35 protein-coding genes are annotated in these 26,212 nt (G+C 68.9%); 29 read left to right on the top strand and 6 right to left on the bottom strand.

Annotated elements, in window-relative coordinates:
• Nucleotides 1-2: 2 nt before the first annotated feature.
• From QTI45_RS06615 to QTI45_RS06675, 13 genes are all read left to right on the top strand, one after another.
• Nucleotides 3-1,433 (top strand): hypothetical protein, encoded by a 1,431-nt coding sequence (locus QTI45_RS06615; RefSeq protein WP_286653836.1) that lies wholly within the window; start codon nucleotides 3-5, stop codon nucleotides 1,431-1,433.
• On the top strand, nucleotides 1,430-1,909 hold the full coding sequence (locus QTI45_RS06620) for a hypothetical protein (protein ID WP_286653837.1): 480 nt from the start codon (nucleotides 1,430-1,432) through the stop codon (nucleotides 1,907-1,909). The genes QTI45_RS06615 and QTI45_RS06620 overlap by 4 nt, the downstream gene beginning before the upstream one ends.
• A 236-nt stretch (nucleotides 1,910-2,145) precedes the next feature.
• Nucleotides 2,146-2,826, top strand: a complete 681-nt coding sequence (gene rplC / locus QTI45_RS06625) for a 50S ribosomal protein L3 (protein ID WP_286370945.1) — start codon at nucleotides 2,146-2,148, stop codon at nucleotides 2,824-2,826.
• Nucleotides 2,826-3,446, top strand: a complete 621-nt coding sequence (gene rplD, locus QTI45_RS06630; protein WP_286370946.1) for a 50S ribosomal protein L4 — start codon at nucleotides 2,826-2,828, stop codon at nucleotides 3,444-3,446. The genes rplC and rplD overlap by 1 nt, the downstream gene beginning before the upstream one ends.
• Before the next feature lie 5 nt (nucleotides 3,447-3,451).
• Nucleotides 3,452-3,778 (top strand): 50S ribosomal protein L23, encoded by a 327-nt coding sequence (gene rplW / locus QTI45_RS06635; RefSeq protein ID WP_286371177.1) that lies wholly within the window; start codon nucleotides 3,452-3,454, stop codon nucleotides 3,776-3,778.
• Between the two features lie 2 nt (nucleotides 3,779-3,780).
• Nucleotides 3,781-4,605, top strand: a complete 825-nt coding sequence (gene rplB, locus QTI45_RS06640; RefSeq protein ID WP_286370947.1) for a 50S ribosomal protein L2 — start codon at nucleotides 3,781-3,783, stop codon at nucleotides 4,603-4,605.
• A 10-nt stretch (nucleotides 4,606-4,615) separates the two neighbouring features.
• On the top strand, nucleotides 4,616-4,894 hold the full coding sequence (gene rpsS, locus QTI45_RS06645; RefSeq protein WP_007838132.1) for a 30S ribosomal protein S19: 279 nt from the start codon (nucleotides 4,616-4,618) through the stop codon (nucleotides 4,892-4,894).
• 9 nt (nucleotides 4,895-4,903) lie between these two features.
• A complete protein-coding gene (gene rplV, locus QTI45_RS06650; protein WP_007838134.1) occupies nucleotides 4,904-5,236 on the top strand; it encodes a 50S ribosomal protein L22 in 333 nt (110 codons plus the stop codon).
• A 13-nt stretch (nucleotides 5,237-5,249) separates the two neighbouring features.
• Nucleotides 5,250-6,176 carry a 30S ribosomal protein S3 gene (gene rpsC / locus QTI45_RS06655; protein ID WP_286371178.1) on the top strand — a complete coding sequence of 309 codons (927 nt, stop codon included), beginning with the start codon at nucleotides 5,250-5,252 and terminating at the stop codon, nucleotides 6,174-6,176.
• Between the two features lie 28 nt (nucleotides 6,177-6,204).
• The gene (gene rplP / locus QTI45_RS06660; RefSeq protein WP_028250943.1) at nucleotides 6,205-6,621 is read left to right on the top strand and encodes a 50S ribosomal protein L16; all 417 of its coding nucleotides are present in this window, start codon (nucleotides 6,205-6,207) and stop codon (nucleotides 6,619-6,621) included.
• Between the two features lie 14 nt (nucleotides 6,622-6,635).
• On the top strand, nucleotides 6,636-6,881 hold the full coding sequence (rpmC, locus tag QTI45_RS06665; protein ID WP_286370948.1) for a 50S ribosomal protein L29: 246 nt from the start codon (nucleotides 6,636-6,638) through the stop codon (nucleotides 6,879-6,881).
• A 9-nt stretch (nucleotides 6,882-6,890) separates the two neighbouring features.
• The gene (rpsQ, locus tag QTI45_RS06670; protein WP_286370949.1) at nucleotides 6,891-7,160 is read left to right on the top strand and encodes a 30S ribosomal protein S17; all 270 of its coding nucleotides are present in this window, start codon (nucleotides 6,891-6,893) and stop codon (nucleotides 7,158-7,160) included.
• Nucleotides 7,161-7,243: 83 nt separating this feature from the next.
• Nucleotides 7,244-7,750 (top strand): peroxiredoxin, encoded by a 507-nt coding sequence (locus QTI45_RS06675; protein WP_286653838.1) that lies wholly within the window; start codon nucleotides 7,244-7,246, stop codon nucleotides 7,748-7,750.
• On the opposite strand, the gene QTI45_RS06680 is transcribed toward QTI45_RS06675, so the two are convergent.
• Both QTI45_RS06680 and QTI45_RS06685 read right to left on the bottom strand, forming a co-directional pair.
• Entirely contained in the window at nucleotides 7,747-8,328 is a 582-nt protein-coding gene (locus tag QTI45_RS06680; RefSeq protein WP_286370951.1) for a GNAT family N-acetyltransferase, read from the bottom strand. The genes QTI45_RS06675 and QTI45_RS06680 overlap by 4 nt on opposite strands.
• A complete protein-coding gene (locus QTI45_RS06685; protein WP_286653839.1) occupies nucleotides 8,325-9,044 on the bottom strand; it encodes a cytochrome b/b6 domain-containing protein in 720 nt (239 codons plus the stop codon). Before QTI45_RS06685 ends, QTI45_RS06680 begins: the two co-directional genes overlap by 4 nt.
• A 153-nt stretch (nucleotides 9,045-9,197) precedes the next feature.
• Between QTI45_RS06685 and QTI45_RS06690 the strand changes: the two genes are divergently transcribed.
• Nucleotides 9,198-9,650, top strand: a complete 453-nt coding sequence (locus QTI45_RS06690) for a c-type cytochrome (RefSeq protein ID WP_286653840.1) — start codon at nucleotides 9,198-9,200, stop codon at nucleotides 9,648-9,650.
• Between the two features lie 9 nt (nucleotides 9,651-9,659).
• Here the strand turns inward: QTI45_RS06690 and QTI45_RS06695 are convergent, their stop codons facing one another.
• Nucleotides 9,660-10,157: a TlpA disulfide reductase family protein gene (locus tag QTI45_RS06695; protein WP_286370954.1), complete on the bottom strand. Its 498-nt coding sequence runs from the start codon at nucleotides 10,155-10,157 to the stop codon at nucleotides 9,660-9,662.
• A gap of 77 nt (nucleotides 10,158-10,234) precedes the next feature.
• On the opposite strand from QTI45_RS06695, the gene QTI45_RS06700 reads away from it, so the two are divergent.
• The 8 genes from QTI45_RS06700 to QTI45_RS06735 all read left to right on the top strand — a co-directional run bounded on the left by QTI45_RS06700 (nucleotide 10,235) and on the right by QTI45_RS06735 (nucleotide 16,372).
• Complete coding sequence (locus QTI45_RS06700; RefSeq protein WP_286653841.1) at nucleotides 10,235-10,771, top strand: hypothetical protein; 537 nt, start codon at nucleotides 10,235-10,237, stop codon at nucleotides 10,769-10,771.
• A 39-nt stretch (nucleotides 10,772-10,810) separates the two neighbouring features.
• On the top strand, nucleotides 10,811-11,266 hold the full coding sequence (locus QTI45_RS06705) for a PTS sugar transporter subunit IIA (RefSeq protein WP_286370956.1): 456 nt from the start codon (nucleotides 10,811-10,813) through the stop codon (nucleotides 11,264-11,266).
• Nucleotides 11,235-11,504, top strand: coding sequence for an HPr family phosphocarrier protein (locus tag QTI45_RS06710; RefSeq protein ID WP_286370957.1), 270 nt, complete (start codon nucleotides 11,235-11,237; stop codon nucleotides 11,502-11,504). The genes QTI45_RS06705 and QTI45_RS06710 overlap by 32 nt, the downstream gene beginning before the upstream one ends.
• The gene (ptsP, locus tag QTI45_RS06715; RefSeq protein ID WP_286653842.1) at nucleotides 11,501-13,297 is read left to right on the top strand and encodes a phosphoenolpyruvate--protein phosphotransferase; all 1,797 of its coding nucleotides are present in this window, start codon (nucleotides 11,501-11,503) and stop codon (nucleotides 13,295-13,297) included. Before QTI45_RS06710 ends, ptsP begins: the two co-directional genes overlap by 4 nt.
• Nucleotides 13,298-13,505: 208 nt before the next feature.
• Entirely contained in the window at nucleotides 13,506-13,967 is a 462-nt protein-coding gene (locus tag QTI45_RS06720; protein ID WP_286370959.1) for a Spy/CpxP family protein refolding chaperone, read from the top strand.
• Nucleotides 13,964-14,347 (top strand): DUF4260 family protein, encoded by a 384-nt coding sequence (locus QTI45_RS06725; RefSeq protein ID WP_286653843.1) that lies wholly within the window; start codon nucleotides 13,964-13,966, stop codon nucleotides 14,345-14,347. The genes QTI45_RS06720 and QTI45_RS06725 overlap by 4 nt, the downstream gene beginning before the upstream one ends.
• A gap of 40 nt (nucleotides 14,348-14,387) precedes the next feature.
• Nucleotides 14,388-15,080: a response regulator transcription factor gene (locus QTI45_RS06730; protein WP_286653844.1), complete on the top strand. Its 693-nt coding sequence runs from the start codon at nucleotides 14,388-14,390 to the stop codon at nucleotides 15,078-15,080.
• Nucleotides 15,077-16,372, top strand: coding sequence for a HAMP domain-containing sensor histidine kinase (locus QTI45_RS06735; RefSeq protein WP_286653845.1), 1,296 nt, complete (start codon nucleotides 15,077-15,079; stop codon nucleotides 16,370-16,372). The genes QTI45_RS06730 and QTI45_RS06735 overlap by 4 nt, the downstream gene beginning before the upstream one ends.
• On the opposite strand, the gene QTI45_RS06740 is transcribed toward QTI45_RS06735, so the two are convergent.
• Nucleotides 16,347-17,303 (bottom strand): AraC-like ligand-binding domain-containing protein, encoded by a 957-nt coding sequence (locus QTI45_RS06740; protein ID WP_286370963.1) that lies wholly within the window; start codon nucleotides 17,301-17,303, stop codon nucleotides 16,347-16,349. The two genes, QTI45_RS06735 and QTI45_RS06740, sit on opposite strands and share 26 nt — an antisense overlap.
• A 183-nt stretch (nucleotides 17,304-17,486) precedes the next feature.
• On the opposite strand from QTI45_RS06740, the gene QTI45_RS06745 reads away from it, so the two are divergent.
• From QTI45_RS06745 to QTI45_RS06775, 7 genes are all read left to right on the top strand, one after another.
• Nucleotides 17,487-18,680, top strand: coding sequence for an amino acid ABC transporter substrate-binding protein (locus tag QTI45_RS06745; protein ID WP_286653846.1), 1,194 nt, complete (start codon nucleotides 17,487-17,489; stop codon nucleotides 18,678-18,680).
• Nucleotide 18,681: 1 nt separating this feature from the next.
• Nucleotides 18,682-19,557, top strand: coding sequence for a branched-chain amino acid ABC transporter permease (locus tag QTI45_RS06750; protein WP_286370965.1), 876 nt, complete (start codon nucleotides 18,682-18,684; stop codon nucleotides 19,555-19,557).
• Nucleotides 19,554-20,489 carry a branched-chain amino acid ABC transporter permease gene (locus QTI45_RS06755; protein WP_286370966.1) on the top strand — a complete coding sequence of 312 codons (936 nt, stop codon included), beginning with the start codon at nucleotides 19,554-19,556 and terminating at the stop codon, nucleotides 20,487-20,489. Before QTI45_RS06750 ends, QTI45_RS06755 begins: the two co-directional genes overlap by 4 nt.
• Nucleotides 20,482-21,249: an ABC transporter ATP-binding protein gene (locus tag QTI45_RS06760; protein WP_286653847.1), complete on the top strand. Its 768-nt coding sequence runs from the start codon at nucleotides 20,482-20,484 to the stop codon at nucleotides 21,247-21,249. The genes QTI45_RS06755 and QTI45_RS06760 overlap by 8 nt, the downstream gene beginning before the upstream one ends.
• Nucleotides 21,246-21,956: an ABC transporter ATP-binding protein gene (locus QTI45_RS06765; protein WP_286653848.1), complete on the top strand. Its 711-nt coding sequence runs from the start codon at nucleotides 21,246-21,248 to the stop codon at nucleotides 21,954-21,956. Before QTI45_RS06760 ends, QTI45_RS06765 begins: the two co-directional genes overlap by 4 nt.
• Nucleotides 21,957-21,982: 26 nt before the next feature.
• Entirely contained in the window at nucleotides 21,983-23,434 is a 1,452-nt protein-coding gene (locus tag QTI45_RS06770; protein WP_286653849.1) for an aldehyde dehydrogenase, read from the top strand.
• A gap of 90 nt (nucleotides 23,435-23,524) precedes the next feature.
• On the top strand, nucleotides 23,525-24,559 hold the full coding sequence (locus QTI45_RS06775) for an NADP-dependent oxidoreductase (RefSeq protein WP_286653850.1): 1,035 nt from the start codon (nucleotides 23,525-23,527) through the stop codon (nucleotides 24,557-24,559).
• 6 nt (nucleotides 24,560-24,565) lie between these two features.
• On the opposite strand, the gene QTI45_RS06780 is transcribed toward QTI45_RS06775, so the two are convergent.
• Nucleotides 24,566-25,411 (bottom strand): DMT family transporter, encoded by an 846-nt coding sequence (locus tag QTI45_RS06780; protein ID WP_286370971.1) that lies wholly within the window; start codon nucleotides 25,409-25,411, stop codon nucleotides 24,566-24,568.
• 70 nt (nucleotides 25,412-25,481) lie between these two features.
• Nucleotides 25,482-26,189: an AraC family transcriptional regulator gene (locus QTI45_RS06785; protein ID WP_286653851.1), complete on the bottom strand. Its 708-nt coding sequence runs from the start codon at nucleotides 26,187-26,189 to the stop codon at nucleotides 25,482-25,484.
• Nucleotides 26,190-26,212: the final 23 nt, after the last annotated feature.

The following is a 26,212-nucleotide window of genomic DNA, read 5'->3' on the forward strand; positions in this document are numbered from 1 at the left end:
ACGTGTCCATTCCCAATGTCAACGGCGCCCTGCTCTACGCGGCCAGCACGCCCAAGCCGATCCGCGGCGCCAGCGTCGACATCGTCAACAGTGCCACTTCGGCTGTGATCGCGACCGCCAACACCGACGCCAACGGCGCCTATTCGGTGTCCCTGCCTTCGAGTACCCAGATTTTCGTGCGGATCAAGGCGCAGATGGTCCAGGACGGGTCCGGCCCGAGCTGGAACGTGACGGTGCGCGACAACACGCAATCCGACGCCATCCATGCGCTCGAGACGCAGGCCTTCTCCACCGGCGTCGCGGCGGGCACGCGGGACATCCAGGCGCCGTCGGGCTGGGACGGAACCCGCTATGCCTCGACGCGGGTCGCGGCGCCCTTCGCGGTGCTCGACACCGTCTACACGGCGCAGGCGAAGATGCTCTCGGTTGCGCCTGCCACGGTGTTCCCGCCGCTGCGCGTCTACTGGAGCGCCAACAACGTCCCGGCCGCCGGCAATGCCGCGCTCGGGCAGATCGGCACGACGTCGTTCAGCATGGACAGCAACGGCCGCGCCATCTATGTGCTGGGCAAGGAAGGTGTCGACACCGACGAATACGATGCTTCGGTGGTCGCCCATGAATGGGGCCACTACTACCAGTCGGCCTTCAGCCGCGACGACTCTCCGGGCGGCAGCCATGCCACCACCGACCGGCTCGACCGGCGCGTCGCCTTCTCGGAAGGCTGGGGCAACGCCTGGTCCGGCATCGCCCTGGCGCGCAGCAACTACACCGACTCGGTCGGCCCGGGCCAGGGGCCCGGCCTCAACATCGACCTGGCGAGCGACGGCGCCGCGGGTCCCGGATGGTTCCGCGAAGGATCCATTCATTCGATCCTGTGGCGCCTGAACAGCCAGGTCGGCTTCAAGCCGATCAACGACACGCTGACCAGCGCGGCGTTCAAGAATGGCGTGGCCGTGACTTCCATCCATCCCTTCACGGCGGCTTTCGGCACCGCCGCTCCGGGCAGTGCCTCGGCCCTGGCCGGCTTGCTGGCCGAAGCGCAGATCAGCGCCGCGCCCAACGACCCCTTCGGCGCTGCCGAGCTGAACAACGGCGGCATGTCCGGCGTGCTGCCGCTGTACCAGCCGGCGACGGTAGGCGGCACGACGGTCGCCTGCGTGACCAACGCGGCCGGTGCCGGAAACAAGCTCGGCAGCTACGTCTACCTCCGGTTCTCGTTGCCGAGCGCCAGCAGCCACACCATCACGGTCTCCGGTCCGCCGGCGGCCGACCCGGACTTCGCGGTCTATGCCGGCGGCCTGATCGACGAATCCATGGGATTCGGCGCCAGCGAAACCAAAGTTGTCGGCTTGCGGGCCGGCGACAACGTTCTGGTGATCAACGACTACAACAACTCCTCGGCCAACTCATGTTTCAACGTCAGCATCCAGTGAGAATCGCCGCCGCCCTGGCCTGTGCCCTGGCCCTGACCGCTGCTCAGGTGGCGAGCGCAGCCGGCGCCGCGATGGTGACCGCGCCGATGAAGGGCAGTGGCGCCGGCGTCGGGGTGCAGTACCGGGTCGACGGCACGCCCGAGGTGGGCCGACCCGTGTCGGTGCTGCTCAGCTTCGATGGCATCACCGATCCGGCCGGCGCCTCGGTCCGGCTGTCGACCCAGGGCGGCCTGTCGCTCGTGGGCACCGAATCGACCCGCAGCCTGCCGACGGCGCAGACGAGCACCTGGACAGTGCAGGTGGTGCCGGCCGCAGACGGCCTCGGCTACCTGAACGTCTTCACCACCCAGGGCGGCGCGACGAGCGCGACCTCGGTGCCGGTGCCGGTGGGCAAGCCATCGGCCGCCCTGCCGGCCAGCCAGGATCTCAAGCGCTCCGCCGACGGCGAAAAGATCCTGCCGATGCAGGTCAAATAGGCGCCTGGGCCCCCGCCCAGGCGCCTGCTTGCGCCGATCGCGCTTTGCGGGCTATAATCTTCGGCTCTGCCTAACTTGCGTTCAATTTGGACGCACTTGGTGGCGGAACTTTATCAACCCTCGTTCGTGGGCTTTGCAGCGTCAGGCGTGAAAACGCCGAAGCGTGAAGAGGTCCAACGCTGTCGCCAATTGAAGTGGCAGCGGCGGGCGAGGACTTCCATTTTTGGAGAAAACAAATGAGTCTGAGCAACTCCCTCGGGTTGCTGGGCCGCAAGGTGGGGATGATGCGTCTCTTCACCGATGACGGGGACGCAGTTCCTGTCACGGTGGTGGATGTGTCCAACAACCGCGTGACCCAGATCAAAACCCAAGAGACCGATGGCTACGTCGCCCTGCAAGTGACGTTCGGTTCGCGCAAAGCATCGCGCGTGACCAAGCCGGCAGCAGGCCACCTCGCCAAGGCGGGTGTCGAAGCCGGTGAAATCATCCAGGAATTCCGCGTGACCGCCGATACGGCCGGTCAGCACAAGGCCGGTGGCGTCATTGCCGCGGCCAGCGTGTTCGCGGTGGGCCAGAAGGTCGACGTGCAAGGCACCTCGATCGGCAAGGGCTACGCTGGCACCATCAAGCGCCACAACATGTCGTCGCAGCGGGCATCGCACGGTAACAGCCGTTCGCACAATGTCCCCGGCTCGATCGGCATGGCGCAGGATCCCGGTCGCGTGTTCCCCGGCAAGCGCATGACGGGCCACCTCGGCGACGTCACCGTGACGACCCAGAACCTCGACGTGATCCGCATCGACGAAGCACGTCAGCTGCTCCTGATCAAGGGCGCGATCCCCGGCTCGAAGGGTGGCTTCGTCACCGTGCGTCCGGCCGTCAAGGCCAAGCCGCAAGCCGCTGAAGGAGCCAAGTAATGGAACTCGAACTCCTGAACGAACAAGGCCAGGCCGCGTCGAAGTACGACGCCCCCGAGACCGTGTTCGGCCGTGACTACAACGAAGACCTGGTTCACCAGATCGTCGTCGCATTCCAGGCCAACGCCCGCCAAGGCACGCGCGCCCAGAAGGACCGCGAGCAGGTCAAGCACTCGACCAAGAAGCCTTTCAAGCAAAAGGGAACGGGCCGCGCCCGTGCCGGTATGACGTCCTCGCCGCTGTGGCGCGGGGGTGGCCGGATCTTCCCGAACATGCCTGACGAAAACTTCTCGCAGAAGATCAACAAGAAGATGTACCGCGCCGGCATGGCGTCGATCTTCTCGCAGCTCGCTCGCGAAGGCCGTCTGGCCGTGGTCGATTCGTTGACCGTCGATTCGCCCAAGACCAAGGCGCTGGCCGCCAAGTTCAAGGCGATGAACCTCGAGTCCGTGCTCGTGATCGCCGAAGAAGTCGACGAGAACCTGTACCTGGCCTCGCGCAATCTCGTCAACGTGCTCGTGGTCGAACCGCGCTACGCCGATCCGGTGTCGCTGGTCCACTACAAGAAGGTGCTGGTCACCAAGGGTGCGGTCGACAAGCTCAAGGAGATGTTCGCATGAGCCGCATGAACCCTACGCCCAAGCAGCGTCAGTTCGACGAAGGTCGCCTGATGAACGTGCTGGTCGCCCCGGTCGTGTCCGAAAAGGCCACGATGGTCGGCGAGAAGTCCAATGCCGTCACCTTCAAGGTGCTGCAGGACGCCACCAAGCCTGAGATCAAGGCCGCTGTTGAACTGATGTTCAAGGTCGAAGTCAAGGGCGTGTCGGTGCTCAATACCAAGGGCAAGTCCAAGCGCTTCGGCAAGTCCATGGGTCGCCGCGACAACGTTCGCAAGGCCTATGTCACGCTGAAGGCTGGTCAAGAGCTCAACCTCGTCGGGGAAGGCGCTTAATCATGGCCGTCATCAAGATGAAACCCACTTCGCCGGGCCAACGCGGCGCGGTGAAGATCTCGCGGGACCACCTGTACAAGGGTGCTCCTCACGCCCCCCTGCTGGAACCGCAATTCCAGAAGGCCGGCCGCAACAACAACGGTCACATCACGACCCGTCACAAGGGTGGTGGCCACAAGCACCACTACCGCGTGGTGGACTTCGTGCGCAACAAGGACGGCATCCCGGCCAAGGTCGAACGCATCGAGTACGACCCGAACCGCACCGCCCACATCGCGCTCGTGTGCTATGCCGACGGCGAACGCCGCTACATCATCGCCCCGCGCGGTCTTGAAGCCGGTGCAACGCTGCTGAGCGGTTCGGAAGCCCCGATCCGCGCCGGCAACACGCTGCCGATCCGCAACATCCCGGTCGGCTCGACCATCCACTGCATCGAACTGCAACCCGGCAAGGGCGCGCAGATCGCTCGCTCGGCGGGTACGTCCGCAACGCTGCTGGCCCGCGAAGGCGTCTACGCCCAGGTCCGCATGCGCTCGGGTGAAGTGCGCCGCGTGCACGTCGAATGCCGCGCGACCATCGGTGAAGTCGCCAACGAAGAACACAGCCTGCGCCAGCTCGGCAAGGCCGGTGTGAAGCGCTGGATGGGTATCCGCCCGACCGTTCGCGGCGTGGTGATGAACCCGGTCGACCACCCGCACGGTGGCGGCGAAGGCAAGACCGGCGAAGGCCGTCATCCTGTCGACCCATGGGGCAATCTGACCAAGGGTTATCGCACCCGTAACAACAAGCGCACGCAAGTCTTCATCGTGTCGCGTCGCAAGAAGTAAGGGTTAGCACATGACTCGCTCTCTCAAAAAGGGTCCGTTCGTCGACCACCACCTCGTGGCCAAGGCCGACAAGGCCGTGACGACCAAGGACAAGAAGCCGATCAAGACCTGGTCGCGTCGCTCGATGGTCCTGCCCGAGTTCATCGGCCTGACCATTGCCGTGCACAACGGCAAGCAGCACGTGCCCGTGTACATCACCGACCAGATGGTCGGCCACAAGCTCGGCGAATTTGCGCTCACGCGCACGTTCAAGGGGCACCCCGCGGACAAGAAAGTCCAGAAGAAGTAAGGAACGACCATGTCTGAAACACGTGCAGTCCTCCGCGGCGTCCGCCTCTCGGTCGACAAGGGCCGTCTGGTCGCTGACCTGATCCGCGGCAAGAAGGTCGATCAAGCGCTCAACGTTCTGCAGTTCACGCAGAAGAAGGCCGCTGTGATCATCAAGAAGGTGCTCGAGTCGGCGATTGCCAACGCCGAGCACAACGACGGTGCCGACATCGACGAACTGAAGGTCAAGACCATCTACGTCGAGCAAGGCGCCACGCTCAAGCGCTTCACCGCGCGCGCCAAGGGTCGCGGCAATCGCATCAGCAAGCCCACGTGCCATGTGTACGTGACGGTTGGCAATTAAGGCTGGAAGAAATATGGGACAGAAAATCCACCCAACCGGCTTCCGCCTCGCGGTCAGCCGTAACTGGTCCAGCCGCTGGTACGCAAGCAACAAAGACTTCGCCGGCATGCTGGCCGAAGACATCAAGGTGCGCGAGTACCTGAAGAAGAAGCTCAAGAACGCATCGGTTTCGCGCGTGCTGATCGAGCGTCCCGCCAAGAACGCCCGCATCACGATCTACTCGGCACGTCCGGGCGTCGTGATCGGCAAGAAGGGCGAAGACATCGAGAACCTCAAGCGTGAACTCGGCCGCCAGCTCGGCGTGCCGGTCGCGGTCAACATCGAAGAAGTGCGCAAGCCCGAAATCGATGCCCAGCTGATCGCCGACAGCATCACGCAGCAGCTCGAGAAGCGGATCATGTTCCGCCGTGCCATGAAGCGCGCCATGCAGAACGCCATGCGTCTGGGTGCCCTCGGCATCAAGATCATGTCGTCGGGCCGCCTGAACGGCATCGAAATCGCTCGTTGCGAGTGGTACCGCGAAGGTCGCGTGCCGCTTCACACGCTGCGCGCCGACATCGACTACGGCACCTCGGAAGCCAAGACCACCTACGGCGTCATCGGCGTCAAGGTCTGGGTCTACAAGGGCGACACGCTGGGTCGCAACGACCTGCCGGCCGTCGAAACGCCGCGTCCCGACGACGAGCGCCGCCCCCGCGGTCCGCGTCGCGATGGCCGCCCGGGTGGCGACCGTCCGGGTTCGGACCGTCGCGGTCCTGGCCCGCGCGCCGGTGCCCGTGGCCCGATCGGTGGCAACACCGCGCCGGCCGATGGCAGCGACAAGCCCGCAGAAGCCACTGGTGGAGCTCCGGCTCAACCGGGTGCAGACTCGAAACCCGCCGTTAAGCGCGTACGCAAAGCCGCGCCAGCTGCAGCAGCTGACGGTGCCAAGACCGAGTGATCGGTCTTAGAACTACGGAGTAACAAAAATGCTGCAACCTGCACGCAGAAAGTTCCGCAAGGAACAAAAGGGCCGCAACACCGGCATCGCGACGCGCGGCAACGCAGTGTCGTTCGGTGACTTCGGCCTGAAGTCGATCGACCGCGGCCGCCTGACGGCCCGCCAGATCGAAGCCGCACGTCGCGCGATCTCGCGCCACGTCAAGCGCGGTGGCCGCATCTGGATTCGTGTGTTCCCCGACAAGCCGATTTCCCACAAGCCCGCAGAAGTGCGGATGGGTAACGGCAAGGGCAACCCCGAGTACTACGTCGCCGAAATCCAGCCTGGCAAGGTGATCTACGAGATCGTCGGCGTGCCCGAAGAACTCGCTCGCGAGGCCTTCCGTCTGGCCGCTGCCAAACTGCCGCTGCGCACGACCTTCGTCGCACGCCAGCTCGGCGCCTGATCGAGGACAACACCATGGCAACACGTAAAAAGAAGGAAGTCGCGGCTCCGGCCAAGACTTCGAAGGCCGCAGTGCTTCGCGACAAGGACGTCGCCGGCCTGCAAACCGAAATCAAGGACCTGCAGAAGGCCCATTTCGGCCTGCGCATGCAGAAGGCCACGCAACAGCTGTCGAACACCTCGACGCTGCGCGTCACCCGCCGCGACATCGCGCGCGCCAAGACCATTCTTGCTCAGAAGCAGCAAGAAGCCGCCAAGTAAGGAGTGACCATGACGGAAGCTAAAAAATCCCTCAAGCGCACCTTGATCGGCAAGGTGGTCAGCGACAAGCGCCAGAAGACCGTGACCGTGCTGGTCGAGCGTCGTGTCAAGCACGAGCTCTACGGCAAGATCGTGGCCAAGACCAGCAAGTACCACGCCCATGACGAAAATGGCGAGTACAAGCTGGGCGACACCATCGAGATCACCGAAAGCCGGCCGATCTCGAAGTCGAAGAACTGGGTCGTGACCCGCCTGGTGCAGAAGGCCGTTCTGGTCTGATCGCCCCCGGTCGTACCAGCGTGTACGTCCAACCCGAAAGCGGCCCACAATGTGGGCCGTTTTTCTTTTTCTGGAGCACACACATGATCAAAGTCGGCGATTCCCTTCCTTCGGCCACCCTGCAGGAGTATTCCGAGGTGGAAGGCGAGGGCTGCAGCATCGGACCGAACCCGGTCGACGTCACCAAGGCCGCCGCGGGCAAGACCATCGCCTTGTTCGCGCTGCCCGGCGCCTTCACGCCCACCTGCTCGGCCAAGCACGTGCCGGGCTACGTGCAGCACTACGATGACTTCAAGGCCGCCGGCGTCGACGAGATCTGGTGCGTGAGCGTCAACGATGCCTTCGTGATGGGCGCCTGGGCGCGCGACCAGAACACCGGCACCAAGGTCCGGATGCTGGCCGACGGCAGCGCGGCCTTTGCCACCGCCACCGGCCTCACGCTCGACCTGACCTCGCGCGGCATGGGCGTGCGCAGCAACCGCTACTCGATGCTGGTCAAGGACGGCAAGGTCGCGAGCCTCAACGTCGAAGGCCCTGGCAAGTTCGAAGTCAGCGACGCCGACACCCTGCTGGCCCAGGCCAAGGGCTAAAGATCCACCTTGAGGTAGTGCGACCCTGCAATGGGGTTGTGATAGTAGGGCGGTACCTCGGCGAAGCCCAGGTCCTCGTAGAGGGCCCGGGCCGACTCCATGTCGTCCAGGGTGTCGAGCAGCACGCAGGCATAGCCGGCGCCGCGCGCGGCATCCAGGATGGCTTCGGCAAGCTGGCGGCCGAGCCCGACCCCGCGGAACTGGGGCCGCACGTAGAGCCGCTTCATCTCGGCCGCGTTGGGGTAGTCGGCGGTGTCCAGCGGCCGAAGCGCGCAGCAGCCGGCCACATGCGCGAGTTGGCCGTTGGCGCGCTGCAAGGGTGCGGCATCGACCGGGACCGCGACCTCGCCGACGTCCACCAGCGCCAGCAGCAGGACACCGCGCGGCTCCGCGTATTCGCCCGGCAGGTCGGCCAACTCGTGGTCGAAATTCTGGAAGCCGAGGTCGATGCCGAGCGAAGCCGCGTAGTCGCGGAAGATCGCCCGGGTCGCGTCGAGTTCGTGCGGCTCGTCCGGCGTGATCATGACGATCTCCGGCGTGTCTGCCAGCGGCAGCGGTCGTGACAGGGAATGGCTCATAGGCGCAGCGATGCGATCCAGCTGGCGAAGGCGGCACAGACCGCGAACACCGCCATCGCCAGCAGGCGCGAGGCGGCGTCGTCGCGGCTCGGCATGGCGGCGGCGGCGGCGGGGACCAGCGCCTTGTCGCCGGTGATCATCGGCCGCACCAGCCGCTGGCGGCGGACCAGCACGTAGAAGAGCACGGCCAGCAGGTGCAGGCTGATGAGGGCGATGACGATCCACAGGCCCTGCACCGCATGCCAGCGCGTCGCCGCGCCGACGATGCCGCCGGAGACGAAACGCGTCAGGGGCCCGGCGGTGGAGATCTCGTCGTCCGCCACCAGGCCGGTCGCGACCTGGACCGCCAGCAGCCCGAGCAGGGCGAACACCGACAGCGCGCCAAGCGGCGAATGGCCCACCAGCTGTTCGGGGCGGGCGCGTCCGCGCAAATAGTCGACCACCGACCGGGGTGAATAGAGGAAGGCCGCGAAACGCGACCAGCGGCCGCCCACGAAACCCCAGACGCAGCGGAACAGCAGCAGCGAAAGCACGGCGTAGCCGATTCGAAAATGCCATTCCATGGCGCCGCCGAGGCCGGTCGCGATCTGGGCGATCACGGCGACTGCCAGGGCCCAGTGGAAGACGCGCGTCGGCAGGTCCCAGATCCGCGTGAGCTGCGCGGGCGCACCGGCCGGCCCCGCGCGGTGCGTGTGGGACTCGGGAGAGGCGGTCATCGGGGCAGTGGGCGAAAAGGACGGAAGGCGCAGATTAGCAAACTTCCAGGGAGATGGGTCCTGCGGGTTGTCTCTAGCCCCGGGAGGCGGTGAATCCCTACACTGGCTCGCCGAGGCGTTTTGCCCGCGGCTTCAACAAGAAAAGGACCACGTATGAAAAGTCCCGCTTTGTTCGCCCTCGCGGCCGCCTGCACCGCGCTGTGGCTCCCGATGCCCGCAGCCGCCCAGTTCGCCAAGACCGAGGACGCCATCAAGTACCGCCAGAGCGCGATGTTCATCCAGAGCCAGCATCTCGCGCGCCTGGGCGCCATGGCCAATGGCCGGGTGCCCTTCGACGCCACGGCGGCGGTGGTCAATGCCGAAGTCATCGCCCAGATTTCGAAGCTGCCGTGGAGCGGCTTCGGTCCTGGGACCGAAGGCGGCAAGGCCAAGCCGGAGATCTGGACGGAGCAGGCCAAGTTCAAGGAACTGGGCGACCGGCTGGTGACCGAGAGCGACAAGCTCGTGGTCGCCGCCAAGTCCGGCAACCTGGACACGCTGAAAGCGGCAGTCGGGGCGGTCGGCGAAACCTGCAAGGCCTGCCACGACACCTTCCGCAGCCGATGAGGCGCGGCGCTACGCCTCGGCGAGCAGCTTCTCGATCAGCTTGTGCAGTTCGGCGAAGTCGGGTTCGCCGACGTAGCGCTTGACGATCTCGCCGCGCTTGTTCACCACGTAGGTGGTGGGCGTCAGCTGCACGTCGCCCCAGGCCTTGGCGACCGCCCCGGTGTTGTCGATCGCCACCTTGAACGGCAGCTTGCGGGTCTCGGCGAAATTGACCACGTAGCTCGGCGGGTCGTAGCTCATGGCCACGGCCAGCGTGTCGTAGCCGCGGCCCTTGTACTTGTCGTAGGTGGCGATCACCTTGGGCATCTCGGCGACGCAGGTGACGCAGCTGGTGGCCCAGAAATTCACCAGCGTCACCTTGCCCTTGAGGTCCTCGGTGCTTTTCTTGCTGCCGTCGAGCAGCACGAAAGTCGAGGCCGGGGCCGCCGACACGCCGGTGTTCAGGTAGACGCCCACACCAATGGCCAGGGCGAGCGCGATGGCGGCGGTGAAGATGACTTTTTTCATGGACGAGGGATGGAGCGGACCCCGGGATTTTAGTTCCTGCCGGGCCGCGGTTCGATAATGGGCTGCCGATGCCCCCCATGACCCGTCCCCGCCTTGCCGCCCTTGCCTTGGCCGTTGCCAGTGTGCTTGCCGGCTGCAGTCCGACCTTCAATTGGCGCGAAGTGCCGATCGGGAAAGACGGCGTCGTCGCGCTGCTGCCCTGCAAGCCGGACCGGGCGACGCGCGCGCTGCCGCTTGGCGCCGAAGCTGTGACCGTGGACATGGCGGGCTGCGAGACCGGCGGCGCCACCTTCGCGGTGGCCCACGCGGTCGCCGGCAGCCCGCTGCAGGCCGAGGGCTGGATCCGCGCCTGGCGGGCGGCCACGCGCAGCCAGCTGGCGGGTGCGCCGGCGACCGAGGCCGCGGCCGTCCTGCCGCGGGCGGCGGCCACGCCGGCGCCGGTCCGGCTCGACACCCCGGAGGCCGAGGGCGCGGCGGCGGCCAAGGCGCTGCACGTGCTGTGGTTCGCCCAGCAGCGTCCGGACGGCGTCTCGCTCTACCAGGCGACCGTGATCGGAAAGCCGTCATCGGCGGATGCGCTTCCCACGTTCTTCGAGGGCTTGCGCGTTCCCTGAGCCCGCCCCGCATAATCGACAGGCCGTCCCGATCCGCACATGAACAGCATCCTCATCATCGCCCACTCGCCGCTCGCGCAGGCGATGCGGCAGTGCGCGCTGCATGTGTTTCCCGACAGCGAGGCATCGATCGTCGCCCTCGACGTGCTGCCCAACGTGTCGCCGGACGAAACCCTCGCCGCCGCGCGCATCATGCTGGCCCAACTGCAACTCGCTCCGCGCTCGCAGGTGCTGGTGCTGGCCGACGTGTTCGGCGCCACGCCCTGCAACGTGGCGCAGAAGCTGGTCGATGGCGTCCGGTCGCGGCTGGTGGCCGGCGTCAACCTGCCGATGCTGCTGCGCGCGGTGAGCTACCGCAACGAGCCGCTCGACACGCTGGTGCAGCGCGCCGTCACCGGCGGCACGGCGGGCGTGATGCAGGTGGCGGTGGCGGCTCCGCAGAATCAGGCAAGAAGAAAGCACAGTGACCAAGACATCCGTGACCATCAGCAATAAGCTGGGCCTGCATGCACGCGCCTCGGCGAAACTCACCAAGCTCGCGGGCAGCTTCCCCTGCGAGGTCTGGCTATCGCGCGGCGACCGCCGCGTCAACGCCAAGAGCATCATGGGCGTGATGATGCTGGCTGCGGGGCTGGGGGTCACGGTCGAGGTCGAGACCATCGGCGAGCGCGAGCAGGAGGCGCTCGATGCGATCGTCGCGCTCATGAACGACAAGTTCGGCGAGGGCGAGTGACTTTCGTCGTCCACGGCCTCCCGGTCGCCCGCGGCATCGCCATCGGGCGGGCGGTGCTGGTGGTCTCGAGCCGCATCGACGTTGCCCACTACTTCATCAAGCCGGAGCAGATCGAGACCGAGATCGACCGCGTGCGGATGGCGCGCAACGCGGTGGCCGAGGAGCTGCAGAAGCTGCAGGCCAGCGTGGCGCTGATGGGGCCCAACGACGCGCCGCACGAACTGGCTGCGCTGCTCGAGGTGCACCAGATGCTGCTGCAGGACGAGGTGCTCACCGGCGGCGTCAAGCACTGGATCGTCGAGCGGCTCTACAACGCCGAATGGGCGCTGACCACCCAGCTCGAGGTGGTGGCGCGCCAGTTCGACGAGATGGAGGACGAATACCTGCGCGAGCGCAAGGCCGACCTCGAGCAGGTGGTGGAGCGGCTGCTGCACCGCATGAAGGGCACGGCCGCGGTGCTGGCGCCGACGCCGCCGCGGCGCAAGCGCACCGCCGAGGACGACGACCAGGACCTGACCGCCGCCGACGCCTTCGATGCGCCGCTGGTGCTGATCGCGCACGACCTGTCGCCGGCCGACATGCTGCAGTTCAAGAAGAGCGTGTTCGCCGGCTTCGTGACCGATGTCGGCGGCCGCACCTCGCACACCGCGATCGTCGCGCGCAGCATGGACATCCCGGCCGTGGTCGGGGCCCGCAGCGCCAGCCAGCTGGTGCGCCAGGACGACTGGGTCATCATCGACGGCGATGCCGGCGTGATGATCGTCGACCCGTCGCCGATCATCCTCGCCGAGTACGGCTTCAAGCAGCGCCAGGGCGACCTCGAGCGCGGGCGCCTGTCCCGGCTGCGGCACAAGCCGGCCGTGACGCTCGATGGCCAGCGGGTCGACCTGCTGGCCAACATCGAGATGCCCGAGGACACGCTCGGCGCGGTCAAGGCCGGCGCGGTGGGCGTCGGCCTGTTCCGCAGCGAGTTCCTCTTCATGGGCCGCGAATCGCACAACCTCGCACGGCTGCCCGACGAGGAGGAGCAGTACCAGGCCTACAGGCGCGCGGTCGACGGCATGAAGGGCATGCCGGTGACGATCCGCACCATCGACGTCGGTGCCGACAAGCCGCTGGACGGGAAGTCGCAGCGCGAGGAGTTCCACCTGAACCCGGCGCTGGGCCTGCGCGCGATCCGCTGGAGCCTGGCCGACCCGGCGATGTTCCTGACCCAGCTGCGCGCCATCCTGCGGGCCGCGGCGCATGGCGAGATCCACCTGCTGATCCCGATGCTGGCGCACGTCAGCGAGATCCGCCAGACGCTGTCGCTGATCGACTTCGCGCGCGCCGAGCTCGACAACCGGGGCGCGGTGCACGGCAACGTGAAGCTCGGCGCCATGATCGAGATCCCGGCCGCGGCGCTGACCCTCAAGACCTTCCTGAAGTACTTCGACTTCCTGTCGATCGGCACCAACGACCTGATCCAGTACACGCTGGCGATCGACCGCGCCGACGAGTCGGTGGCGCATCTCTACGACCCGGCGCACCCGGCCGTGCTGCGGCTGGTGGCCGACACCATCGCCGAGTGCCGGCGCCAGGGCAAGGGCGTCAGCGTCTGCGGCGAGATGGCCGGCGACGTGGTCTTCACGCGGCTGCTGCTGGGCCTGGGGCTGCGCAGCTTCTCGATGCATCCCTCGCAGATCCTGGCGGTCAAGCAGGAGGTGCTGCGGGCCGACACCAGCAAGCTCGAAGGCTGGGCGCAGGAGGTGCTCGAGATGGAGAACCCGGCGGCGGCGCTGGTGCGAACCTAGAGCGCAGGGCGAGCCAGGCCGGCGCCGGGCCGCCCCAAGGCGGCCTGCGGCCCCCTCGGGGGGCAGCGACACACGCAGTGAGGAGCGTGGGGGCCATTGCAGCAATAAAACGAAACACGCCGAAACCGCGGCGAAAGGACTTCGGCGGGCCCAACGCCGAGCATCGAGTCTTCCGGATCACCCCGATCCCCACTCAAGGAAGACTCTCATGAAACCCTGGTTCAAACGCTCGCTTTTCGGCTTCGCCGGTGCCGCGCTCCTGGCCGGCAGCCTGGCCGGATGCTCGGGCCATCGCCATGGCTGGAGCGGCTCGGAGCAGGACCGCGCCGAGTTTCGCGCCCGCATGGTCGAGCGCGTGGGCAGCAAGCTCGATCTCGACGCCGTGCAGAAGCAGAAGCTCGGCGTGCTGGCCGAGAAGCTGCAGGCGCAGCGCACGGCGCTGCGTGGCGGCGGCGATCCGCGGGCCGAGTTCCGCAGCCTGTTCGCGGGCGCGAAGCTCGACCAGGATCGGGCGAAGAAGCTGGTCGACGAAAAGGCGTCGGTGGTGCAGGCGGGCAGCCCCGAAGTGATCGCCGCGGCGGCCGACTTCTTCGACAACCTGAATCCGGCGCAGCAGCAGAAGGTGCGTGACTTCATGGAACGCGGCGGCCGCCGCTGGGGCCGCGGATGACGACGCCGCCTGCCGGCGTGCGCACGCTGCTGCGGCTCGAAGGGCTGGCCGTGCTGATCGCGGCGCTGCTGGCCTATGCGCAACTGGGCGCCGGCTGGGGTGCCTTCGCGCTGCTGTTCCTGCTGCCCGACCTGTCGCTGCTCGGCTTCCTGGCGGGGCCGCGGGTGGGGGCTGCGGCCTACAACGCGGCGCACTCCTACCTCGGGCCGGTGGCACTGCTCGCTGCCGCTGCGCTGGGCGAATGGCCGGTGGCCCTTGCCGTGGGCCTGATCTGGTGCGCCCACATCGGCTTCGACCGCCTGCTGGGCTTCGGGCTGCATGGGGCCAGCGGCTTCGGCGCCACGCACCTGGGGCGCATCGGGCGCGCCGATCCGTGGTGAGGCCGCGGCTGCCGCTGGCGCCCGAATGCACAATCGCCGCATGCCTCGCATCCTGCTGATCGACGACGACGAACACCTCGGCGCGCCGCTGGCGAGCTACTTCGCGCGCTTCGACTTCCAGCTCGACAGCGCGAGCCGGCCGAGCGAAGGGCTGGCCAGGCTGCGCGCCGAGCGCTACGACGCCGCGATCCTCGACGTCATGCTGCCCGAGATGGACGGCTTCGCGCTGTGCCGCGAGATCCGCAAGGAGAGCGACATTCCGATCGTGATGCTGACCGCGCGCGGCGATGTCATGGACCGCGTGGTCGGCCTCGAGCTGGGCGCCGACGACTACCTGCCCAAGCCCTTCGAGCCGCGCGAGCTGGTGGCGCGGGTGCAGACCATCCTGCGCCGCCAGCGGGCCGTGCCGCCGCCGGCCGCGCCGTCGCAGCTGCGCAGCTTCGAAGGCCTGAGCATCGACCTCGACCGGCGCGAAGTGCTGCGCAACGGCGAAAGGGTCGACCTCACGGGCACCGAGTTCGAGCTGCTGGCGCTGCTGGCCGACCAGCCCGGCCGGGTCTGGAGCCGCGACGACATCCTGAACCGCCTGCGCGGCCACGAGGCCGAGCTCTACACGCGTGCGGTCGACATCGTCGTCAGCCGGCTGCGCAAGAAGCTGGAGCCGCTGGACTGCATCAAGACGCTGCGCAATGCCGGCTACGCCCTGGCGGTGGGCCGGAGCGCCTCATCGTGAGAGGCGCAGTCCCGGGCCGCTCGCGCCGCTGGCGCCACAGCCTGCGCCATTCGCTGCGGGTGCGCCTGATCGTGGTCTTCGTGCTGCTGGCGCTGGCCATGGCGGCGGTGTTCCTCGGCGGCATGCAGCGCGCCTTCTCGACCGGCTGGCGCGACGCCGCGCGGCCGCTGGTCACGGACTACATGGACCGCATCGTCACCGAGCTCGGCACGCCGCCCGACGTGGCGCGGGCCCAGGCGCTGGTGGCGCGGCTGCCGATCTCGATCCGCATCGAGGGCCCGAGCGTGCGCTGGGATTCGCATCCCGACCGCGGCAGGCATGGCTTCGGCCCGCGCAACAGCGACTGGTTCAGCCGCGTCACGGCCGACGGCCACCGCGTGAGTTTCGGCATCGGCACCTTGCCGTGGCAGCGCGAGCCCCAGGGCATCGGCTGGATCACGCTGGCGCTGCTGCTGCTGCTGATCGCATTGGCCTACGCCTACGTGCGCAGGCTGCTGCGGCCGCTCGACGACATCCGCGCCGGTGCCGAGCGTTTCGGCCGCGGCGCCTTCGACACGCCGATCCCGCTGCGCCGCCGCGACGAGCTCGGCGACCTCGCGCAGCGCATCAACACGATGGCGCACGACATCCAGGGCATGCTCGACGCCAAGCGCGGCCTGCTGCTGGCGCTGAGCCACGAGCTGCGCTCGCCGCTGACCCGGGCCCGGCTCAACGCCGAACTGCTGCCGGCGACGCCGGAGGGCGCGGCCGAGCGCGCCGCGCTGCTGCGCGACCTGGCCGAGATGCGCGACCTGATCAGCGACCTGCTCGAGAGCGAGCGGCTGGCAAGCCCGCATGCGGCGCTGCAGCGCGAGCCGGTCGATCTGGCGGCGCTGGTGCGCGAGGTGGCGCTCGAGCATCCCGAGGGCGGGCGCGCCGCGCTCGACCTCGAGGCCGGGCTGCCGGCCTTCCCGGTGGACCGCTCGCGGCTGCGGCTGCTGGTGCGCAACCTGCTCGACAACGCGCTGCGCCATGGCGCCGACGCCGCGCAGCCGCCGCGTGTGCTGCTGCGGCGCGGCGGCCAGGGCGTGGAACTGGAGGTGCGCGACTTCGGGCCCGGTGTAGCTCCGGCCCAGCTCGCGCACCTGACCGAGCCCTTCTACCGCACCGACGGTGCGCGCCAGCGCAGCACCGGCGGGGTCGGCCTCGGCATGTACCTGTGCCGGCTGGTGGCCGAGGCGCACGGCGGCACGCTGGCGGTGCGCAATGCCGAACCGGGGCTGGCCGTCAGCGTCGCGCTGCCTGTCGCCTGAAGTCGCTCGGACTGCCGCCGGTGTGCTCGCGGAACACCCGGCTGAAGTGCGACAGGTTGGAAAAGCCCGAGGCCAGCGCGATGTCGGTGATGGGGCGCGCCGCGTTCGCCGGGTCGAGCAGCTCGCGGATGCTGCAGGCCAGCCGCTGCTGCAGGATGTAGCCGGTCAGCGTGTCCTCGTCGCCGGCGAAGGCGTTGTGCAGGTGCCGCTTGCTGCAGCGCAGCGCGTGGGCGATGCCGTCGATCGACAGCGAAGGGTCGCGCAGGTGCCGGGCGACGTGCTGGCGGATGCGGTCCCTCAGGGCTTCGCGCTGGGTGCGCGGCGTCTCCTGCCCGGCCAGTTCCATCAGCGACAGCCGCACCAGCTGGATGATCAGTTCGCCGGCGCCGCGTGCCGCCGCCTCGCTCATGTGGGGCAGCTCCTGGTAGGTGTTGCGCATGGTCTCGAGCGCCACGCGCGAGATGCCGCTGCCGCCGCCGACGCGGCGTGCCACCAGGTCGCCGAGCGGCAGGCCGGGGGCCGCGAGCTGCTCCTTGGGCAGCATCACGATCAGGTGGTCGCTGCGCTCGGGGTTGGCGACGGTGTAGTCGGTGGTGGTGTCGTAGAGCGTCCAGCCGCCGGCGCGCACCGAGGCCTCGCGGCCGCGCTGCGCGACCTCGGCCGAGCCCTGCCATGGCGCCACGATCTTGAGGTAGGCGGCTTCGCTGCCACGCACCATCTGCGGCGTGCGCAGCACCCGGTGCCGATTGGCCTCGAGCCGCGTGAGGATCACGTCGCCGGCGTGGGAGGCCGCGATGTGGCCGTCGAACTCGCTGTCGCCGTAGAGGTCGGACTCGAGGCCGCCGAAGTGGCGCCAGACCCACTCGCGCCAGACCGGCGCGCGCTCGCGCGCAGGGACTTCATCGGTGGACAGGCGCATGGACACGGTCATGGGAAGGGCTCGGGAATCTGCATGTATTTTCCGGCCCGCCGCCGGGGCCGGGCCTTGCGGGTTAACCACTAGCGGCGTGCACGCTGCGACAAGCGCTTTGTGCGCAGCGGGCACAGCGCGCGGGCGCGCCGTTTCCTACGATGGCGGCACCGGACGCAGCTCGACGCCCGGAAGGAGACCCGCATGCAACATCTCGCCAATCGCCGCCGCTGGATCCAGGGCACCGCCACCGCGCTGGGCGCCGCCGCCGTCGCTCCCCGCCTGTGGGCGCAGGGCGCACCGGTGCGCATCGGCTACGCGATCGCCCGCACCGGCCCGTGGGCCGCCGGCGCCCAGGTCAGCCAGGAGCCCAACTACCTGCTGTGGGCCGAGCAGGTCAATGCCGCGGGCGGGCTCTCGGTCAAGGGCGCCAAGCGGCAGATCGAGTTGATGGGCTATGACGACCGCAGCGAGACCGAGACCTGCGTGCGCACCTTCGAGAAGCTCATGGGCAGCGACAAGGTCGACCTGATCCTGCCGCCCTGGGGCTCGGGCGCGAATTTCGCGGTCGCGCCGCTGGCCAACCGCTTCGGCTATCCGCTGCTGGCGCCGACCGCGCTGTCGCGCAAGCTGATCGACATGCACCTGCCGTATTTCTTCTCGCTGTTGCAGCAGCCCGACAAGATGATGGGCGCGCTGGTCGACATGATGGTCGCCAATGGCGTGAAGACCATCGCGATCGTCTACATGGACGACCTGTTCGGGCTCGAGAATTTCGCCGCGCTCAACAACGCGCTCAAGAAGACCTCGATCCAGGTGGTCGACCGCAAGAGCTATCCGCTCGGCGTGAAGGACCTGGCGCCGGTGCTGCGCACCATGAAGGATCTGAATCCCGACGCCTTCATCGGCATCACCTACCCGCCGGACACCATCCTCGCGAGCCGCCAGTCGCGCGAGGTGGGCTTCAACCCGAAGTACTTCTACGCCTCGGTCGGCACCGCCTTCCAGCTCTACAAGAACGTGATGGCGGGCAATGCCGAGGGCGTGATCGGCATGGGCTCGTGGAACGCCAACACCAGCCCCGAGGCCAAGGCCTATTTCGAGGCCCACAGCAAGAAGTTCGGCAAGGAGCCCGACCGCTGGGCCAGCGGCCATGCGTGGGCCGGGCTCGAGATCCTGCAGCAGTCGGTGGGCAAGGTGGGGCTCGACCGCAAGGCGCTGCGCGACCACATCGCCAAGAGCGAGTTCAAGACCATCCTCGGGCCGATCCGCTTCGACGGCAGCGAGAACGCCTCGATCCCCGGCACCGTCGCCCAGTGGCAGAACGGCGAGTTCGAGGTGGTCTGGCCCAAGGACCGCGCCACCGCCCAGCTGAAGCCGAAGCCGGCCTGGAAATAGCGTGTCGCTGACTGGATGGGCCGAGCTGCTGGCCGGCGGCTTGATCACGGGCGGCATCTATGCGCTGGTGGCGATCGGGCTGAATCTGCAGTACGGCCTGATGCGCATCATGAACATCTCGCACGGCGAGTTCCTGATGCTCGGCGCATTCGTCACCTGGTGGGCCCATACCGCGCTGGGCATTTCGCCGCTGCTGTTCCTGCCGGTGGCCTTCGCGCTGCTGATGGCGCTCGGCATGGCGGTGCACTGGCTGTGCTTCCGGCAGGTGGCGGCCCGCGCGCCGAATGTCGAGGTGTTCGAGGCCCGCAGCCTGATGGTCGGCTTCGGCCTGATGTTCTTCGTCCAGAACACGGCGCTCCTGATCTGGGGCGGCGACCTGCGCGGCTACGACTACCTGGCCGAGCCGGTGCAGTTCGGCGAGATGCGCTTCACCGCCAACAAGCTGGTGCTGTTCGGTGTCGCACTGGCACTCAGCCTGGCGCTGATCGCGCTGCTGAAACTCACCCTGCTGGGCAAGGCGGTGCGGGCGCTGATGCAGTCGCCGGTGGGTGCGCAGCTGGTGGGCATCAACACCCGGCGGCTGCATCCGCTGATGTTCGGCATCGGCCTCGGGCTGTCGGGCGTCGCCGGCGCGCTGCTGTCGATGACCTACGAGATCTCGCCCTCGATGGGCGAGCCCTACACCGTGACCGCGCTGATCGTGATCACGCTGGGCGGTTTCGGCAGCATCGCCGGCAGCCTGGTGGGCGGCCTGCTGCTGGGGGTGGTCGAGGCGCTGGGCATGCACTTCAGCAGCCCCTCGCTCAAGATGCTGCTGTCCTACGCAGTCTTCATCGGCGTCCTGATCTGGCGCCCCAACGGATTGTTCTCTCGATGAAAAAGCGCATGGCCGACAAGCCCTGGCTGCTGCTGGGCATCGGGATGGTGCTGGCAGCCTGCGTGCCATGGATCGCCTCCGAATTCCTGGCCTCGGTGGCGCTCAGCTGCCTCATGTACATCGCGCTGGCGACCAGCTGGTCGCTGTTCTGCGGCGCGACGCGCTACCTGTCGCTCGCGACCTCGGCCTTCTTCGGGCTCGGCGCCTATGCCAGCGCGACGCTGCTCGAGGTGCTGCCCTGGCCGCTGGTGATCCTCAGCGGCGCGGCGATCGCGAGCGCGGTGGCGGTGCTCATGGGCGCGGCCGTGCTGCACCTGCGCGGCACCTATTTCGCGGTGCTGACCTTCGGCATGACCGAGCTGATCCGCCATGCCGTCACCTTCGTCGAGAAGCAGGTCTCGGGCACGGTGGGCCGCGTGCTCGCGGTGGTGCCGTCGAACGAGACGGTGTACCTCACGGTGCTGGCGATCGCCGGCGCCGCGATCGCCACCGCGATCGCCGTCAAGCGCAGTCGCTTCGGCCTGGCGCTCTCCGGCATCGGCGCCGACGAGCAGCGCGCGCAGACGCTGGGCGTCGACACCCGGCGCGCGAAGATCGCGGGCTTCGCGCTCACCGCCGCCTTTGCCGGCGCGATCGGTGCCGCGATGGCGGTGCGCTGGACCTACATCGAGCCGGCCGCGGTGTTCAGCCCCTTCATCGGCTTCCAGACCGTGCTGATCGCGCTGATCGGCGGCGCCGCGAGCATCGGCGGACCGGTGCTGGCAGCCGTCGTCTTCAGCCTGCTGGCCGAGACGCTGCGGCTGCAATTGCCCTACGGCTACATGATGGTGCTGGGCCTGCTGCTGATCCTCTGCGTGATGTACCTGCCGAACGGGCTGGCGTCGCTGTGGCAGCGCAAGCGGGCCGCGTCCCGGGAGCACGGCCATGACTGAAGCGCAGCTGAAAGCCGCGATCCCCTTGCTCGAAGCCCGCGAGCTGACGGTGCGCTTCGGCGGGCTGACGGCCGTGGATGCCGTGAGTGCGCGCCTGTACGCGGGCGAACTGGTGGGCATCATCGGGCCCAACGGCGCCGGCAAGACCACCTTCTTCAATGCCATCTCCGGCGTGGTCGCGCCGACCTCCGGCAAGCTGCTGGTCCAGGGCGCGGTCGACCTCACGGGGCGCGGGCCGCATCGCTATGCCGCGCACGGCATCGCGCGCACCTTCCAGACGCCGCGCGTGATGGCCGAGATGACGCTCGCCGACAACGTGCGATTCGGCATGCAGTTCGCGGGCCGCCACCGTACGCCGGTCGCCGGCCTGCGCACCGAGGGCGACATCCTCGCGATGCTGGGCCTGTCGGGCCTGGCCGACCGCCTGGCAGCCGATGTCACGCCCTCGCAGCAGCGGCTGCTGGAGATCGGCATGGCGCTCGGGACCCGGCCGCGCGTGCTGCTGCTCGACGAGGTCGCGGCCGGGCTGACCGAGTCCGAGGTCGATGCGATGGCGCGCCGCATCCGCGCGCTGCGCGACGACCACGGCCTCACGGTGGTCTGGATCGAACACGCCGTGACCACGCTCCTGAGGTACGTCGAGCGTGTGCTGGTGCTGCACCAGGGCCGCAAGATCGCCGACGGCACGCCGGCCGAGGTGGTGCGCAATGCCGAAGTGGTCGAGGCCTACCTGGGCGACGAGATGGAGGCCGCAGCATGAGCGCCAGCACACTGACGGTCCGCGGACTCGCGGCCGGCTACCACGGCTTCCAGGTGCTGCAGGGCCTCGACCTCGACGTGCTGCCGGGCATCACGGTGGTGCTGGGCCCCAACGGCGCCGGCAAGACCACGCTGCTCAAGGCGCTCGCCGGGCTGCTGCCGCGCGCCGGCGAAGCGGTGCTCGATGGCGTGGCGCTGCCCCCGGGCGAGGCCACGGCCTGCGTGCGCCAGGGGCTGGCGCTGGTGGCCGAGGGCCGGCAGCTCTTTCCGCAGATGACGGTCACCGAGAACCTCGAGCTGGGAGGCTGGCTCACGCCCGCGCGCCTGCGCAGCGAGCGCCTGGCCCGCGCCTTCGAGGACTTCCCGCGGCTCAGGGAGCGCGCCAGGCAGCTGGCCGGCACCATGAGCGGGGGCGAGCAGCAGATGGTCGCGGTCGCGCGCGCCATGATGAGCGGGCCGCGCCTGCTGATGCTCGACGAGCCTTCGCTCGGCCTGGCGCCGCGCATGGTCGACGAGCTGCTCGCGATCGTGCGCCGCATCGCGGCCCAGGGCGTGACCGTGCTGATGGTCGAGCAGAACGTGCGCAAGGCGCTGCAGTCTGCGGACCGCGGCTACGTGCTCGAGCGCGGCCGCATCGTCGCTTCGGGCGACGCGCAGACGCTGCTCCATTCCGACGTCATCCGGCAGGCCTACCTCGGCGTCGCCTGAACCCCTTCTTCATTCGAGGATCTTTCATGACCACCATTTCCATGCTCATCGACGGCGAGCGCCGCCAGGCCGCGAACGGCGCCAGCTTCGAGCGCCGCAACCCGCTCGACGGCAGCGTCGCCACCCGCGCGCCGGCCGCCACGCCGGGCGATGCCGTCGCCGCGGTCGAGGCAGCCCAGCGCGCCTTCGCCGCCTGGTCGCAGACCGGGCCCGGCGAACGCCGCGCACTGCTGCAGAAGGCGGCGCACGCGCTCGAGGCGCGCAGCGAGGCCTTCGTGCAGGCGATGGCGCGCGAGACCGGGGCCTCGGCGATGTGGGCCGGCTTCAACGTGCACCTGGCGGCCGGCATCCTGGCCGAAGCCGCTGCCCTGACCACGCAGATCGGCGGCGAGATCATTCCTTCGGACGTGCCCGGCAGCCTCGCGATGGGCGTGCGGCAGGCGGCCGGCGTGGTGCTCGGCATCGCGCCCTGGAACGCGCCCGTGATCCTGGCCACGCGTGCCATCGCGACGCCGCTGGCCTGCGGCAACACGGTGGTGCTCAAGGGCTCGGAGCTGTGCCCCGAGACGCATGCGCTGATCATCGAGGCGCTCGATGACGCCGGCCTGCCGCCCGGGGTGGTCAACTTCGTCACCAACGCACCGGCCGATGCGGGCGCCGTGGTCGAGGCGATGGTCGCGCATCCCGCGGTGCGGCGGGTCAACTTCACGGGCTCGACGCGGGTCGGCCGGCTGATCGCGCAGACCTGCGCCAGGTACCTCAAGCCGGTCGTTCTCGAACTCGGCGGCAAGGCGCCGCTGGTGGTGCTGGACGACGCCGACATCGACGCTGCGGTGAATGCCGCCGCCTTCGGCGCCTTCGCGAACTCGGGCCAGATCTGCATGTCGACCGAGCGCATCGTGGTGGATGCTGCTGTCGCCGACGACTTCGTCTCCAGGTTCGCGGCCAAGGCGGCGAGCCTGCCGGTCGGCGATCCGCGCCAGGGCCCCGTGGTGCTCGGCTCGGTGGTCGACATGGCGACGGTGGAGCGCTGCAACGCGCTGATCGACGATGCGCTCGCCAAGGGCGCCCGGCTGGTCTGCGGCGGCCGCGCCGACAGCACGCTGATGGGCGCCACGGTGCTCGACCACGTGACGCCCGAGATGCGCATCTATCGCGAGGAATCCTTCGGCCCGGTCAAGGCGGTGGTGCGGGTCAGCGACGTCGAGGCCGCCATCGCCACGGCCAACGACAACGAGTTCGGCCTGTCGTCGGCGGTGTTCGGCCGCGACATCGCGCGCGCCTGGAACGTCGCGCGGCGCATCGAGGCCGGCATCTGCCACGTCAATGGGCCGACCGTCCATGACGAGGCCCAGATGCCCTTCGGCGGCGTCAAGGATTCGGGCTACGGGCGCTTCGGCGGCAAGGCCGGCGTCGAGGCCTTCACCGAGCTGCGCTGGATCACGCTGCAGACCGCGCCGCGCCACTATCCCTTCTGAGCGACGCGGGCGTTGTCGCCTGCGCTACCGCCTCGCGCGCGAGTCGGGGCTACGATGCGCCGGCATCAGTTACCCCAAGGAGACACGCGCATGAGCAGCCCCCTCAGCAACCGCCAGGTCCGCCTCGCCAAACGACCCGAAGGCGCGGCCACGCGCGACAACTGGCAGTTCACCACCGAACCGGTCGCCGAGCCCGCCGAAGGCGGCGTGCTGGTCAAGACCCTGTCGCTCTCGCTCGACCCCGCCATGCGCGGCTGGATGAACGAGGGCAAGAGCTACATCGCGCCGGTCGAGATCGGCGCCGTGATGCGTGCCGGCGGCGTCGGCCGCGTGGCGGCCTCGCGCAATCCGGCCTTCGCGGTCGGCGATACGGTGTACGGCACGCTCGGCGTGCAGGAGTACGCGCTGGTCCCGCAGGAGGAGATCAAGCGCAACGGCCTCGCCAGGATCGACCTGCGCGCCGGCACCATCGGTCAATGGCTCAACGTGCTGGGCATGCCCGGCATGACCGGCTACTTCGGCCTCATGGACGTCGGCCAGCCGAAGCCCGGCGAGACCGTGGTGGTGTCTGGCGCGGCCGGCGCGGTCGGCCAGACCGTGGGCCAGCTGGCGAAGATCAAGGGCTGCCGCGTGGTCGGCATCGCGGGCGGCGCCGCCAAGTGCGACTGGGTCGTGAAGGAGCTCGGCTTCGACGCCTGCATCGACTACAAGGCCGGGCCCTCGGCGGTGCGCGAGGGCCTGAAGGCCCACTGCCCCAAAGGCGTGGACATCTACTTCGACAACGTCGGCGGCGACATCCTCGACACCGTGCTCGCGAAGCTGGCGCGCGGCGCCCGCATCATCATCTGCGGCGCCATCAGCCAGTACAACAACACGACGCCGGTGCAGGGCCCGAAGAACTACCTGAGCCTGCTGGTCAACCGCGCGCGCATGCAGGGCATCGTGGTATTCGACTACGCCGACCGCTACGGCGAGGCGGTGGCCGAGCTGTCGGGTTACCTGAAGGACGGCCGCATGAAGAGCCGCGAGGATGTCGTCGAAGGCATCGACACCTTCCCGGAGGCGCTCACTCGCCTGTTCACGGGCGAGAACTTCGGCAAGCTGGTGCTCAAGGTCAGCGACTGACCGCCGCTAGCGCGCCCGCGTGCCCATCACGGCGGCCGAGATGATCAGCACTGCGGCCAACGCGATGCTCCAGCTCGGCGGCCGCCCCGTGACGAGCAGCAGCAGCGCGGTCGATGCCAGCGGCGTGATGTAGCTCAGGATGCCGATCTGCCGCGCGTCGCCGCGCTTGAGCGCCAGGTCCCAGAAGAAGAAGGCGGCGCCCAAGGGGCCCAGCCCGCACAGCGCGACCAGCATCCAGTCGCGCGTCGACAGCAGCGCCGAGGGTTCGAGCAGCGCGTGGCACAGCAGCGCCAGCGCGCCCGACACCAGGCCGAACAGGCCGATGGCGCTGGTCGGGAAAGCCGGCACGCGCCGGGTCCACAACGAATAGCTGGCCCAGATGAAGGCCGAGCCCAGCGCCGGCAGGAAGCCCCAGTAGCTGCCCGCCGCGGCGCCCGAGTCACCGCCGCGCGCGCCCAGAATCGCGATCGCCGCGCCGGCGAAGCCCAGCAGCGCCGCCACCACGTGCAAGCGCCGCAGCGACATGCCGGGCAGCAGCACCGGCGCCAGCACCACCATGAACAAGGGCCACAGGTAGTTGACCAGGTTGGCCTCGACCGGCGGGGCATGGCGCAGCGCGATGAAGAGCAGGAAGTGGAAGCCGAACAGGCCGTACACGCCCAATGCCAGCGTGCGCGCCGGCACGGCCCAGGCACGCCGGTCGCGCAATGCCAGCGGCCAGCTCAAGACGCTGCCGATGATCAGCGCCAGCCCGGTCAGCAGGAAGGGCGGCAGATGCGCGAGCGACGCCCCCAGAGAGGCGAGGGTGGCCCAGAGGGCGATGGCGGCAAGGGCGTTGAGGGTCGGGGACATGGCCGCCGAGCTTAAGCTGCGCGGTCGTCGCGCAACGCCGGTTACTCGTCGCGCGACGCCGGATCGAGCGTCAGGGTCGGGCGCCGAGGCGACGCAACGCGGCCGTGAGGGCCGAGGGCGAACGGTAGCCGCTGCGGCGGGCCGCCTCGGCGACGCTGAGCCCGCGCTGGCGCAACTGGCGCGCATGCAGCAGGCGCTGCCCGCGCAGCCAGTGCATCGCGCTCATGCCCTGCTCGTCGCGGCAGCGCTGCGCGAACTGGCTCGGGCTCAGGCAGGCGAAGGCGGCGAGGTCGGCGACGCAGAGGGGCAGATGCCAGCGCGCCCGGGCCCAGTCCGCGAGGCCGGGCCAGTCGATCGCGCGACCCCGGGCGTTCGGCACGGCCGGCCCCCAGGCCTCGAGCAGCAGGTCCGGCGCGTGGTGCAGCGCGGCCTGCGGAGGGGCGGGCTGCTCCAGGCACAGCGCGAGGTGACGGGCCAGCGACAACGACAGCGGCGCCAGCGGCGAGCGGCCGGCGCACTGCGCCCACAAGGCCTGCGCGGTGTCGAGCACCAGGCAGCGGCTGCCGGTCCTCGATTCGAAGTCGTGCCGGTCGCCGGGCGCGACGACCCAGCCGTCACCGGCAGCGATGCGGCGGCCGCGCCCCTCGACCTCGAGTTCGAGCACGCCGTCGAGCCCCACGAGCACCTGGAAATGCGCATGCGAATGGCTGCCGCGCGAGGCGCCGTAGCGGCGCAGGGAGAGGCCGTTCACAGGAGGCGAAGACGCTTCAGGTCGCATGGAGGACGCCGATTCTGCTCGTC

It is taken from the genome of Variovorax saccharolyticus, from assembly GCF_030316765.1.
GTDB lineage: Bacteria > Pseudomonadota > Gammaproteobacteria > Burkholderiales > Burkholderiaceae_C > Variovorax > Variovorax saccharolyticus.